At 62.9% G+C, this 13,037-nt stretch carries 13 protein-coding genes; 6 read left to right on the forward strand and 7 right to left on the reverse strand.

Annotated features, from left to right (window positions below; all coding sequences use genetic code 11):
• Positions 1-55: 55 nt before the first annotated feature.
• Together KVO92_RS02570 and pedF are read right to left on the reverse strand one after the other, a co-directional pair.
• A complete protein-coding gene (locus tag KVO92_RS02570) occupies positions 56-955 on the reverse strand; it encodes a substrate-binding periplasmic protein (protein WP_217474118.1) in 900 nt (299 codons plus the stop codon).
• A gap of 5 nt (positions 956-960) precedes the next feature.
• Positions 961-1,398 (reverse strand): cytochrome c-550 PedF, encoded by a 438-nt coding sequence (gene pedF, locus KVO92_RS02575; protein WP_217474119.1) that lies wholly within the window; start codon positions 1,396-1,398, stop codon positions 961-963.
• A gap of 344 nt (positions 1,399-1,742) precedes the next feature.
• On the opposite strand from pedF, the gene exaA reads away from it, so the two are divergent.
• From exaA to KVO92_RS02600, 5 genes are all read left to right on the forward strand, one after another.
• Positions 1,743-3,602: a quinoprotein ethanol dehydrogenase gene (exaA, locus tag KVO92_RS02580; protein ID WP_217474120.1), complete on the forward strand. Its 1,860-nt coding sequence runs from the start codon at positions 1,743-1,745 to the stop codon at positions 3,600-3,602.
• A 117-nt stretch (positions 3,603-3,719) separates the two neighbouring features.
• The gene (locus KVO92_RS02585) at positions 3,720-4,370 is read left to right on the forward strand and encodes a pentapeptide repeat-containing protein (protein WP_217474121.1); all 651 of its coding nucleotides are present in this window, start codon (positions 3,720-3,722) and stop codon (positions 4,368-4,370) included.
• A 39-nt stretch (positions 4,371-4,409) separates the two neighbouring features.
• Entirely contained in the window at positions 4,410-5,096 is a 687-nt protein-coding gene (locus KVO92_RS02590; RefSeq protein ID WP_217474122.1) for a 3'-5' exonuclease, read from the forward strand.
• A gap of 98 nt (positions 5,097-5,194) precedes the next feature.
• Positions 5,195-5,740, forward strand: a complete 546-nt coding sequence (locus KVO92_RS02595) for a DUF421 domain-containing protein (RefSeq protein ID WP_217474123.1) — start codon at positions 5,195-5,197, stop codon at positions 5,738-5,740.
• A gap of 191 nt (positions 5,741-5,931) precedes the next feature.
• A complete protein-coding gene (locus tag KVO92_RS02600) occupies positions 5,932-7,248 on the forward strand; it encodes a methyl-accepting chemotaxis protein (protein WP_217474124.1) in 1,317 nt (438 codons plus the stop codon).
• A gap of 54 nt (positions 7,249-7,302) precedes the next feature.
• Here the strand turns inward: KVO92_RS02600 and KVO92_RS02605 are convergent, their stop codons facing one another.
• A complete protein-coding gene (locus tag KVO92_RS02605) occupies positions 7,303-8,322 on the reverse strand; it encodes a potassium channel family protein (RefSeq protein ID WP_217474125.1) in 1,020 nt (339 codons plus the stop codon).
• 255 nt (positions 8,323-8,577) lie between these two features.
• Between KVO92_RS02605 and KVO92_RS02610 the strand changes: the two genes are divergently transcribed.
• Positions 8,578-10,215 (forward strand): diguanylate cyclase, encoded by a 1,638-nt coding sequence (locus tag KVO92_RS02610; RefSeq protein WP_336512597.1) that lies wholly within the window; start codon positions 8,578-8,580, stop codon positions 10,213-10,215.
• Here KVO92_RS02610 and KVO92_RS02615 read toward each other — a convergent pair.
• The 4 genes from KVO92_RS02615 to KVO92_RS02630 form a co-directional block, all read right to left on the reverse strand.
• Positions 10,190-10,507, reverse strand: a complete 318-nt coding sequence (locus KVO92_RS02615) for an EthD family reductase (protein ID WP_217474127.1) — start codon at positions 10,505-10,507, stop codon at positions 10,190-10,192. The two genes, KVO92_RS02610 and KVO92_RS02615, sit on opposite strands and share 26 nt — an antisense overlap.
• A gap of 99 nt (positions 10,508-10,606) precedes the next feature.
• Positions 10,607-11,260 carry a response regulator gene (locus KVO92_RS02620; RefSeq protein WP_217474128.1) on the reverse strand — a complete coding sequence of 218 codons (654 nt, stop codon included), beginning with the start codon at positions 11,258-11,260 and terminating at the stop codon, positions 10,607-10,609.
• Positions 11,238-12,524, reverse strand: coding sequence for a histidine kinase (locus tag KVO92_RS02625; RefSeq protein ID WP_217474129.1), 1,287 nt, complete (start codon positions 12,522-12,524; stop codon positions 11,238-11,240). The genes KVO92_RS02620 and KVO92_RS02625 overlap by 23 nt, the downstream gene beginning before the upstream one ends.
• Before the next feature lie 38 nt (positions 12,525-12,562).
• The gene (locus KVO92_RS02630) at positions 12,563-13,000 is read right to left on the reverse strand and encodes a copper-binding protein (protein ID WP_217474130.1); all 438 of its coding nucleotides are present in this window, start codon (positions 12,998-13,000) and stop codon (positions 12,563-12,565) included.
• Positions 13,001-13,037 lie beyond the last annotated feature (37 nt).

Consider the following 13,037-nt stretch of genomic DNA (forward strand, 5'->3'; position numbering starts at 1 on the left):
TCGTGCCGAAACGCGCAGAGGCCTCTTGCGAGGCCCCATGTGTAGCGGCAACCCGCTAGTTGGCCGCTTGCTCGGCCTGATACAGATCCGGCAATTCGTACTGCAGGCCGTAACCGCCGAACAGCTTCTTCAGGCTGCCATCCTCGATGACCTCCTCGACCTTGGCTTCGAGTGCGTAGGCCAGTTGCCGGTTGGACTCATGGACCGCCATGCCGAGGTCCCAGGCCTGGCGGCCCATGTTCGGGTAGGCGTTTTCGGCCAGCTTGAGGTGCTCATCGTTGGCCTTGTGCAGCATCCAGTCGATCTCGCCGCGCATGGCCATGGTGGCGTCCACCTCGCCCGTCTGCATGGCGGTGAAGGCCGCCTGCGCAGTGGGATAGTGGTGCAGCATCTTGGCGATACTGCCGTTGAACACCGAGGACAGGTAGAAAGACGGCACGCTCTCCACCTCGACGCCGACCGGGTGGAAACGCAACACACCGACGCTGGACAGTTCATCCAGACGGCGATCGTCATAGGCGGACTGCCAGCGTTCACGCTGGTACGGCGCGAACATCACCACCTGCTCGTTGACCAGCTCGCCCACGTCGTTGCGTTTGAGTGCGTACTCACGGTCGTAGGGCACGCGCATCATCACGTCGGCCAGCACATTCGGCCGCAGGTAGTGGCCCTTCCAGATAAAGTTGCGCAGGTCGTCATCCAGCGTTTCGCCGGGCGTGACCCAGAGCACCTCGACCTTCAATCCGAGCGCCTCGGCCAGCGTGTTGGCGAGGTCGGCGTCGACCCCACGCGGCTTGCCATCTTCCATGAAGCTGTAGGGCGGGAAGTTCTCGTACATCGCCACCTTGAGCACGCCCGAGGCGATGATGTCGTCGTATGCCCGCACCTTGATCACGCCCGCCTGAGCCAGCGCGCACCACATCGATAGGCACAGAACCGCTAGCAACTGGCGCATGGCGATCACCGCTTGGCAGCTTCGCTTTCGATGTAGGTGCGGATCGCCCAGAGCGCTTCCTGGCTGAGATAGTCAGCCATGCGCGGCATGTACACGGCACCGTCGCGCACCGCGCCATTGATCACACGTTCCTTGAACCATTCGTCGCCGTCGTAGCTGACTTCCAGATCACGCAGATCGGGCGCGATGCCACCGGAAATCGCCTCCAGGCCGTGGCAACGGGCGCAGTTCTGGTTGTAGGCAGAAGCACCGATCTCGACCGCTTTGTCATGGTCTTCGCTGGGGGCGCGATAGGGGTTCTCGTCGACCCATTCTTCTCCCAGTGGAGTCAGGCCCTTGGTGTCGACCTTTTGTGGCGTGACGTCGCCGTGGGCCAGCGCCAGGCCGGCAACGCCGAGCAGACCAGCAGCGAAGAGAGCGCGCAGTGCGATTTTATTATTCATGACTACCACCGTTGATTTCGAATACCTGAGCAAGGCAACCCCAGTCGGAGCGCATGGTGGTCATCTTGGAGCGTGCGGCCTCGCCGCAGAATGGTGCTTTGGTTGTCCGGCTCTACTCCCTTGGTAGTAGGGCCTCATGGCGCCCATGCGCAGCACCGGCGTAGCAATTCGAAAACACAGGCCGATTGGGAAGTTTTCCCTGGATCAGCGGGAGCTTTTCCGTATCGTCCGCCACGCCCGGCTTCCACTATTCGAATCGCCTGGGCCGTCGCTTGCCGCACGCAACCAACCGCTTCGCGAGCGCAACGCCTGGCCTCGTTTGAATCGACCAAGGGAAACCAACCATGACAACTCGATCACCTCTGGGCCACCGCCGCCCGCTAGCCATTGCCGTGCTCGTTGCCGGCCTCGTCTCCAGCGGCATGGCCACTGCCAAGAATGTCACCTGGGAAGACATCGCCAACGATCATCTTTCGACCGCCGATGTGCTGCAGTACGGCATGGGAACCAACGCCCAGCGCTGGAGCCCACTGGCCCAGGTGAACGACGAGAACGTCTTCAAGCTGACGCCCGCCTGGTCCTTTTCCTTCGGCGACGAGAAACAGCGGGGTCAGGAATCCCAGGCCATCGTGCATGACGGCGTCATCTACGTGACCGGCTCCTATTCGCGTGTCTTCGCGCTCGACGCACGCACCGGCAAGCGTCTGTGGAGCTACGCGCACCGCCTGCCGGCCGACATTCGCCCGTGTTGCGATGTGGTCAACCGCGGCGCCGCGATCTATGGCGACAAGATCTACTTCGGCACCCTCGACGCTCAGGTGGTCGCGCTGAACAAGGACACCGGCAAGGTCGTCTGGAAGAAGAAGTTCGGTGATCACGGGGCGGGTTACACCATGACCGGCGCGCCGACTCTGATCAAGGACCAGAAGAGCGGCAAGGTGCTGCTGATCCACGGCAGCTCCGGCGACGAATTCGGCGTCGTCGGCAAGCTATTCGCCCGCGACCCGGACACCGGCGAGGAAGTCTGGATGCGGCCTTTCGTAGAAGGTCATGTGGGCCGCCTCAACGGCAAGGACAGCACGCCGACTGGAGACGTCAAGGCACCCTCCTGGCCCGACGACCCCAACTCCCCCACCGGCAAGAAGGAAGCCTGGAGTCAGGGCGGCGGCGCGCCTTGGCAGAGCGCGAGCTTCGATGCCGAGACCAACACCATCATCGTCGGCGCGGGCAACCCGGCGCCCTGGAACGGCTGGGCACGCACCGCCGACGGCGGCCAGCCGAAGGACTACGACAGCCTCTACACCTCCGGACAGGTCGGCGTCGATGCCAGCACCGGCGAAGTGAAGTGGTTCTACCAGCACACCCCCAACGACGCCTGGGACTTCTCCGGCAACAACGAGCTGGTCCTGTTCGACTACAAGGGCAAGGACGGCAAAACGATCAAGGCGACCGCCCACGCGGACCGCAACGGGTTCTTCTACGTCGTCGATCGCCAGGACGGCAAGCTGCAGAACGCCTTCCCCTTCGTCGATAACATCACCTGGGCCAGCCATATCGACCTGAAGACAGGCCGACCCGTGGAAAATGCAGGCCAGCGCCCACCGAAGCCCGAGCCCGGCGAAGCGCATGGCAAGCCAGTGGAGGTCTCGCCACCGTTTCTCGGTGGCAAGAACTGGAATCCGATGGCCTACAGCCAGGAGACCGGCTTGTTCTACGTTCCCGCCAACCACTGGAAGGAGGACTACTGGACCGAAGAGGTCCACTACAAGAAGGGCAATGCCTACCTCGGACAGGGGTTCCGCATCAAACGCATGTACGACGATCACGTCGGCATCCTGCGTGCCATGGACCCGCGCAGCGGCAAGGTGGTCTGGGAGCACAAGGAAGCGCTACCGCTCTGGGCCGGCGTACTGGCGACCAAGGGCAACCTGGTGTTCACCGGAACGGGCGACGGCTACCTGAAGGCATTCAACGCGAAAACAGGCGAAGAGCTGTGGAAGTTCCAGACCGGCAGCGGAATCATCGCCCCTCCGATCACTTGGGAGCAGGACGGCGAGCAATTCATTGGCGTGACGGTCGGCTATGGCGGCGCGGTCCCCCTGTGGGGCGGAGACATGGCCGCGCTGACCAAACCGGTCGCCCAGGGTGGCTCGTTCTGGGTGTTCCGTATCCCCAACTGGGAAAACCAGACCGCCAAGCGCTGATCGGCGCCTCACTGTTGCGACGGCGGGAGCGCAACCGGAGTTGGCGCTCTCAGCGCCCCGCCATCGGCCCGGCCATCACCTAGATGGCCGGTCTTTTCTTGATCTTTCGGAGCCACCATGAACCTGTTCCGCTGTCTGCTGCCCATCGCTTTGCTCGTAAGCGCGCCACTGCATGCTGACGACGATCAACCCCTGACCATCAACGGTTGCGTCATCCAACCGGAGAGCAAATGCCCTCACGCCGATCTGCGTGGTGCGGACCTGAGCAACCAGGACATGCGCAAGATGGATCTGACGCAGGCCGACCTCAGCGGCGCCAACCTGCGCCACGCCAACCTCGACCTGGCGAATCTGGAGAAGGCCAATCTGTCCGGCGCTACCCTCACCCGGGCCAGCCTGCAACAGACGAATCTGCGCCTGGCGGATCTGCGCACCGCCCAGTTGATCGCGGTACAGGGCTGGGGGCTGTTCGCCCAGGCCGCGCGGTTCGACGGTGCGAACCTGACCGCTGCCAATCTCGAGTTCGCCCGCTTGAGCGGGGCGAAGCTACAGCGCGCCAACCTGACCGCTGCCAGTCTGGAAATGACCTGGCTGAGCAAGGCCGACCTCAGTCAGGCCGACCTGACCGATGCGAACCTGCAGGAGGCCAAGCTCAACGAAGCCAGCCTCGCGAACGCGACCCTGACCGGCGCACGGCGGCACTATGCAAACTTCCAGGGCACCTACATGGACGGCTGCCGGGATTGCCCAAGCGACTGGGCGCGCTAGGCCTGCGCTGTGCTGCCGGTGCTTCGATGCGCTTTACTGATGGAACCGAATTCGCCATCACGGCGCGCTTGCCAGCGGAGGCACACCATCATTCGCATCCCTCAGATTGCGCAGCTCGACAGCCTTCCGCCCTTCGCGGGTCTGGCCCTGGATCAGATCGTCCTGCCTCGCACGCCGGCCGAAATCTGTCAGGCGGTCGACGACATGCTGGGCCACGCGCAAATAGGCTTCGATACTGAATCCAAGCCCACATTCCGTGTAGGGGAACTCTCCAGCGGCCCTCACCTTATCCAACTCGCAACGCCCCAAAGAGCCTATCTGTTTCAGATCGGCACCCCAGGCTGCACGGAGGCGGCGAAACAGGTGCTGGAAGCTGAACAGGTGCTCAAGGTGGGTTTCGGCCTGGGATCCGACCGCGGTCGTCTACGCACCCGGCTTGGGATCGAGCTGCGGCATAGCATCGACCTTGGATCTGCACTGCGGTACGAAGGCAAGAAGGGCCAGGTCGGGCTGCGTGGTGCGGTGGCGGCGGTCTTGGGCGCCGCCATCCGCAAGTCACGGAGCGTGTCGACATCCAACTGGGCCAATCCGTGCCTGACGGAGGCTCAGCAGCGCTACGCCGCCAACGATGCCTACGCCGCCCTGATGGTGTTCCTGGCACTCGGCGACGATCCCGAGCGGCTGCTGGCCGACCACATCAGGCCGGCGCATCGACAGCAATCCTGACGGCTCGACGGACGTGGGCGCTCATCAGCCGGGCAGCGCTGTGCAACCTTGCGCGCACGATCGCCGTCTACCACAGACGATCCCCAACGGAGATACCCGTGGACGGCATGTTTTTTAGCGGCTGGTCGACCCTGTTTCGCACGCTGGTTATCGGTGTGCTGGCTTATATCAATCTCATCGTGTTGCTGCGTATATCGGGCAGACGCACCCTTTCGAAGATGAATGCATTCGACCTCATCGTCACCGTGGCGCTGGGCTCGACATTCGCCACCATCCTGTTGAACAAGAGCGTGTCGCTGGCCCAAGGGACGCTGGCGCTCGCCCTGCTGATCGGTCTGCAGTTCCTGGTGACCTGGACCAGCGTGCGGGTCGGCTGGGTGCGCAAACTGGTGACCGGTGAACCGGCCTTGCTGTACTACAAAGGCCAAATGTTGAGCGCGGCCATGCGCAAGGCGCGGGTGACCGCCGAAGAAGTCCGCTCTGCCGTGCGCTCCAGTGGCATCTCGGCGCTGGACGACGTCGAGGCGGTGGTGCTCGAGACGGATGGCAGCTTTAGCGTCGTCAAGACCGGCGCCGGTAATAGTCGCTCCACCTTGGCGGGCGTGGTGACACCTGGCCCAAGGGACGTACAGGTGAAACCTTGATTCACCAAGCACCCACGCCGCACGGCTGGCTGTTGAATGCGCAGCACTTGAGCGTTGGTATGAACCTCTTGCCGCGCCAGCAGTGGCGGCGCCCGGTCCGGAAAAAATATCTTTGAAAGTCGCTCAAGTAAAACTTGTACACGCCGATGAACTTGTACAACATTCGTACTTTCACTCATCGGACCTCAAACATGTTCAACAAGCAGTTGAAGTTGGAGCTAGCGGCGTTGCGCGAAGAAGCCGCAACCACCCGACAGATCAAGGACTCGTTGTACCGGGAGATGATGGTGCTGGAGGTTGATCCCAACGGGCACGTTCAGTTCGCCAACCCGGTATTTCTGAACGAGATGGGATTCCGGCTCGGCGATATCGTCGGCCGCTCGCTCGATAGCTTCTTTTCCGATGAGTTCCGCAAAGAGCCCAACTACGCCAGCCTTAAGCGCGCCATGCAGCGCGCCGAACATTTCAGCGGTGCCTTCCGCATGCTGCATGCCAACGGAAAGGAGGCCTGGCTGAGGTCGATCTGGCAGCCGGTCAAAGCGGCTGACGGCACGCTGCATCACTTCATCCTGTGCGCCAACAACCTGACCCGCACCATCGCGACCTCACGAGAGCATGACAGCATCATCAGTGCGCTCAAACGGTCGACCGCCGTGATCGAATTCGATCTGGACGGGCACGTCATCACCGCCAACGATCAGTTTCTAAACGCCATGGGCTACCGCCTGGAACAGATCAGGGGCAAGCACCACAGCTTGTTTTGTACCCGCGAAGAAAGCGATTCCTCAGCCTACCGCGACTTCTGGGCATGCTTGAACCGAGGCGAGTATGTCGCCGAACGCTTCAAGCGTATCGACGCGCACGGCCAGGTCGTCTGGCTCGAAGCGTCCTATAATCCTGTACACGACGCGTACGGAAAGTTGTACAAGGTGATCAAGTTCGCAACAGTGATCACCGATCAGGTCAATCGGGAACTGGCGGTCGCCGAGGCCGCCACCATTGCCTACGACACCTCGCAGCACACCGATCTGAGCGCCCAGCGAGGCGCCGCTGTGGTACAGGAGACGGTCGGCGTCATGCGCAAGATCGCCGCACAGATGCAGGAAGCATCCGACGGGATCGAAGCGCTGGACAAACAATCGCAGCTCATCAGCGCCATTCTTAAAACCATCAGCGATATCGCCGATCAGACCAACCTGCTCGCACTGAACGCAGCAATCGAAGCCGCACGGGCCGGCGACCAGGGCCGCGGGTTCGCCGTGGTGGCCGACGAGGTCCGTCAGCTCGCGGCGCGGACCAGCAAAGCAGCGGGCGAGATCGTCGGTGTTGTCGGCAAGAACCAGGAACTCGCCCAGGCCGCCGTACATAGCATGTCGGCCAGCCGAAGCCAGGCCGAAAGCGGGCTGGAGCTCGCCAACCAGGCCGGCTCGGTCATCGTCGAAATTCAAGACGGCGCCCAGCGCGTGGTCAGCGCGGTGGGCCAGTTCGCCAGCCAACTGAAGAACTGAACGCAACTCACCTAAGCCTTCGGATCTACGCTGGCCTTACCAGGCGCAGGTCCGTCAGCTCGAACGCTCAGCGGCGCCTCCGTAGATGTGTTCCCAACGCCAGCCATCCGCCTTGAGCAGCGCGGTCAGCAGCGCTCGGCGTTGCCTTTGCTGCTCGGCATTTCCCGGCAGGCCCATGTCAGTATCGAGCGGGATTTGCGCACCCTCCAGTGTTGAGACGTCGAGCTCAGGCCCCTTCACTTCGGACGGGAATCCACCCAGATAGTGGGTGCGTTGCATCTCCAGATGCCTGTCGACAACCGACCCGAGCATCTTGCGCTTGAGTCCGTCCTGGGGAATTTCGTGGGAGACCTGGTCGAGCAATCGCAGCACTTCGTCGAGCATGACGACCGCCGGAATGACGCTCTTGCTGGCGTGCCGATTGTGAAAGCAGCGGATCACCGGATAGGCGTGATGATTCAGGGTGTGCTCCACCAACATCTGGCGGATGTCGCTGGCGTTGTCATAGAAGCGAGAGAAATCGGCGCCGTTCCAGCTGTTGACCACGATCTCCTGTGGCGTGCGCCCCATGCTGGTGACGAGCAGGCTGAGCTGGTTCTGCAGGCTGACGGCCGACAGCACCGGAACGATGTAGGTAATTGCAGCCGTGATGAAGGTCAACCCGCAGAACGCGGCGGCACTGGTCAGCACCCGCCAGCCGTCGCCCGAGGCGGCGTAGTCGCCCACGCCTAATGTCGACAGGGTAAAACCGGCGTAGTACAGCGTCTCCCACGCATTGGCGGCTTGCTTGGTGGTGCCGTTGACCACCGAGCCGGGATCCGAGGCGAGCATCAGAAATAGGCTGAGCCACAAGCAGGCGATCCAGGTCAGCAGTACTAGCAACAGCACGCACTGGCCGGCATATTCGAGCAGTTTCGATTCCCCTCGCCGCCCCGCCGCGATGAAAAAGCCCTGCCACACCAGCCTGGAGACAACATTGGTGATGGTCCCGCCGCCGCGCGACGACAGCGTGGTTTTGGTGATATCTGTCGCCGTAACCAGAAAAAGCACAATGCCCGAGATGAGAAAGACCATATCGACGCCGTGTCGCTCCATCGCTAAGGGTTCAGACAATAGGAAGAACGACGGCCGTCGTAAGTTCAGCCCCGGCGCCCGGGCTTTGCTGACACCGCCGGTCGAAAAGGCACAACGCCACTACAATCCTGCCCCCGGACACGCTGCTTTCAGGTATCTTCGCCGCTCAGAAAATCGCTCACCTGCGCACGTATCGAGGACGGCCCGATGTTGGCCTGTTTGAATTCGGATTGGAGTTTTTCAGCCCCCGCGCTGATGGCTCTGCTGGTTGGCCTCGGCGTCGCGGTATTGGCGCGCTGGGTCCGCCATCAGCGGCAATTTGCCGGCAGTTCCGCCTTTACCTTGATGCATCTCGCCATCCTCTGGTGGCTTGGCGTTGCGGCGCTGGAAATGAGTGTTCACCAGCAGAGCTGCAAGATGTTCTGGGCTGGCATGGCCTGGCCGGCGATCCTCGGCGTGCCGACATTCTGGTCGGTGTTTCTCTGGCAATACGCCAACAGCATCCATCGCCCCCTCAGGCCGCTCGCCATCGCCGCCCTGCTGGCGATGCCGGTGCTGTTCTGGTTGCTGGCATTGAGCAATCCCTGGCACTGGCTGTTCTATGGTGCTGCCAGCGCACCGATTTCATCCGCGCCCAACGCACCGATTGCCTACCAGCATGGGCCGCTGTTCTACCTGGCGGCGGCCTACGGCTACCCGTTCATGCTGTTCTGCATCGCTATCACCTTGCGCGCAGCGGCGCTCAGCCGTGGCTTGCACCGGCGGCACTACCTGGTGTTTCTGGTGCTCACCACCCTCCCGTGGGCAGCCAATATCAGTTACGTCGCGCTTGGCTGGACGCTGTTCGGCTTCGATCCCACGCCGTTCAGCTTTGCGCTGACGCTTGCAGGATTCAGCTGGGCAATCAGCGGGCTGCGTCTGTTCGACCTGTTGCCGATAGCGCGCCATCTGCTGCTCGATGCGCTGATCGACCCGGTGCTGGTGATCGACCCGCAACGCCGCGTGATCGAGGCCAACCCCGCCGCACTGCGCCTGGCGCACCTGAAGCGCGACTGGCAGGGCCGACCACTGGCGCAATGGCCCTACATAGGCGACTTGCTGGACAACCTCGTGCAACGGGCGGAGCTCGGAGACGCACCGCAGGTACTGAGCGTCGATGCACAGCAGCAGCACTTCGAGGTCCGCGTTCGCGCGATTTGCCGCACGACGCGGGAGGGGTCGGTGACACTGGGACAGATGCTCTACCTGCGCGACATCACCCAGTTCCAGCACAGCCAGCAGCAACTGGCCGAAGCGCTGGCGTTGAGCAAACAGCAGCTGGAGACCATTTCCAGTCTTCATGAAAGCTTGCAGAACCAGGCACTTCGCGATCCGCTGACGGGGCTCTACAACCGTCGTTACCTGCAGGAATTCTTTGCCCGCGAGATGGCTCGCGCGCAGCGTGACGGAACACCCATCGTGCTGGCCATGGCCGACCTCGATCACTTCAAAAGGCTGAACGACACCTACGGTCATTCAGCCGGTGACGACGCGTTGAAAGGCGTGGCGGCTTTTCTGCTGAGCGGTTTGCGCAACACCGATGCGGTTTTCCGCGTCGGTGGTGAGGAATTCTTGCTCGTCTTGCCGCGCACCCAGCCGGACGATGCCCTGGCGAAGCTGACGCGGCTGTGCGCGCAATTTGCGGCCCAGCCCCTGGAGACGCGTGCCGGCGCGTTACGCCTGACCATGTCCATTGGCGTCGCCTGCTATCCATCGCAAGCCAGCGACCTGGACGGCCTCATGCAACAGGCCGATCGGCAGCTCTACCTGGCCAAGAACAGCGGGCGAAATCAGGTCAAAGCGGCATCCGACACCCCGGATGCTGGCGTCAGTGCCCTACCACTACCTCACTGATCTGCCGAATCGGCGTCAGGTCGGTGTAGTTGGCAATGTCCGCGACGATCTCTTCGGCATGCGGCCCAATACCGGCCTGAAAGGCTTCGAGCGACTCACTGAAGATGTGGCACATCGCAATGTAGGGGGCAGGCTCGTCGGGCGTGAAGCCGGCGATGGCCTTGTCGATCGTGTAGTACAGGCACGCATCGCCCATGCGGGCCTTGAGCAGCGGTAGATGCTTGTCACGGTAGTAGTCATGATCGAATCGGGCACCCGGTGTGTTGGGGTACATCACGCTGACTTTTATCATTGCAACGGCTCCTCGAGCGCGGGCGCTACCCGCAGATAGGGTCGGACAATATTGCACGGTTGCGCACGGACAGCCATGCAGAGAAACCTGCCACTGCCCTCAGCCGGCCGCCCGTTCACCGACCCGCAGAACGCCGGTGTCGATGGCCAGGTGAACCAGCTCGGCGTGCGAACTGACCTGCAGCTTGCTCTTGAGCAGGGTCAGGTAGTTGGAGACAGTCTTGCTGCTGATGCACAGTCGCTCGGCGATCAACCGGGTCGGTGTCCCCTTGGCCAGCATCACGAAAATTTCGAACTCGCGTTGGGTCATCCCCTGCAGGCGCGGGTCCGACGCGTTGGCGGCGACCGGATTGCGCGCCAGCTGAATCGCCAGGGGCTGTTCGATATAGGCATGGCCCGCCAGGATGCGCCGCACCGCGTCCACCAGTACCTCGGGCGACGAGCTTTTGGTGATGTAGCCCGCAGCTCCGGCGTCCAGCGCCTGTCGCACCAGTGGCAGCTCATCGTGCATGCTGAAGAACAACACGCGCAGTTGCGGCAGTCGCTGGAGCAATCGCCGCGTGGTTTCCACCCCGCTGATGCCCGGCAGGCCAACATCCATGATCACCAGGCTGGGAGGTGCCTCCTGCGCCCTCGCCAGCGCCTGCTCGCCGTCGCAGGCCTCGGTCACCTGCGCCGCGGGAAGCAACACACGCAGCAGGGCGGCGTAGCCTTGCCTGACCACGGCGTGATCATCGACGAGCAGTATGTTCATTCGCTGTTGCCTCCGGGTAAGGAATATCGAGGTAGACGATCCAGCCGCCGCTCCTGCAGTGGGCGGCCACCAGCGAGCCTTCCAGCGCGCGCGCCCGCTCCTGCATCGAACGCAGGCCGATGCCTGGCCGCCGAGCCGACCGATGACCGACGCCATTGTCCCGGATCAGCAGCCGTAACCGCCGTCCGCTCAGGCGCAGCCGCACACAGACGAAGCTGGCCTGTGCGTGCTTGGCCACGTTGGTCAGCGACTCCTGTACCAGTCGATACAAGTGCTCCTTGACCGGCAGTGACAGGCTCGGCAGGCGACGATCGAGCCGCAGGCGCAGCTCGATGCCCTGCGCGCTTTGCCACTGCTCGGCCAGCAGATGCATGGCCTCGGGCAGCTCGAGATGGTCGAGCATCACCGGATAGAGCTCGCGGGTCAGGCGGCGGAACCCGTCCTGCAACTGCTCGCAGTGCTCGTCGAGGCGGTGCGCGGTCGTGCTGACCAGGCTGGGCTGGTCCTTGATCGCCTGAAGCAGGCAGGCCTGAGCGCGGATTCCAGCCAGGTATTGGCCCAGATCATCATGCAGCGCCTGGGCGAGCTGGGTGCGTTCACGCTCCTGCAAGGCCAGGAGCGAGCGCGTCAGATCGTCGTTGTCCCGGCGTGCATCTTCCAACGAGCTGACCATGTGGTTGAAGTGTCCAGCCAGTTGCTGCGCCTCGCGCATCGAGCGCGTCGGCAGACGCGTATCGAGCTGGCCTTGCGAAACCCGCCCGAAGGCTGCAAGCAGTTCGCGCAGCAGCTTCGATGCCGGGCGCACGGCCCAGCGAATCGCCAGCAGGCAGAGCAGCAGCGCAAGGCCGAAAAGCACCAGCAGCTGACGCAGGGAATCGCGGACCTCCTCGATCTCGTCGTGCGGATCGACGCTCAATTGAAATCCCTGGCCGCCGGACAAGCGGACGGTCAGCGGCGCGGGAAGCGGATCCGGATACAGGGCCTTCTCCAGCCAGTCGCGCGGCAACGCCGGCGGCGGCGCTTGAGCGGCGTCATCATCCAGCCCATGCACCTTGACGTGGCGCAGGTGACGGGTCAGTCCGGACTGCAAGGCGGCCGGATCGCGCTGCGCGACCTCCACGAGATAGCCAACCACGGCGCCGGCGGCATTGAGCTCCCGCTCGACATCGTGACGGGCCTGGCGCAGCAGCACCGCCGTGCAGACACAGGCCACCAGGGTGAAAAACAACGAGACCCACAGACTGATCCGCCAAAGTGCCGACATGCGCACCACCCGCAGTGATTGGACCGCTGGCCGGTGCGTCACTTGACCAGGAAGTGCCCTTCCATACCTTTGTTCTGCAGCCCCTGGCAGTAATAGGCAAAACGGCCGGGTTTGACCGGCACGAAGAACAGCTCGGCCTCGCCGGCGTCTTCGAACTCCAGCTCCACTAGGGTCATGGCCTTGATCTCGACACCGCCGGCCTCGACCTTGCGCAAGAAGATCGAACGGGCGAACTCCGGCGCCTGGAAGGCACAGGCCTTCTGTCCATCGGCGATCACCTTCAAGCGATAGGCCACGCCGGTTTCCAGCGCGTACTCCTTTTGCGAGACGGCGTAGTCGCTCTCTTCGGAGCCGAAGCGTAGATCGGGCAATGCCTGGGGCCGCAGCGTGAGGTCGCCGGCTGCGTGGACCTGATCGAAACCGATCAGGCTACCGATCAACAGGAGATTGAGGATAAGGGCTCGGCAAGGCGTCATGGATAGCAGCTCTTCTTGTTGTTGGTGGGCATCATCC

It is taken from the genome of Stutzerimonas stutzeri (assembly GCF_019090095.1).
In the GTDB taxonomy this organism is placed as follows: Bacteria; Pseudomonadota; Gammaproteobacteria; order Pseudomonadales; family Pseudomonadaceae; genus Stutzerimonas; species Stutzerimonas stutzeri_AN.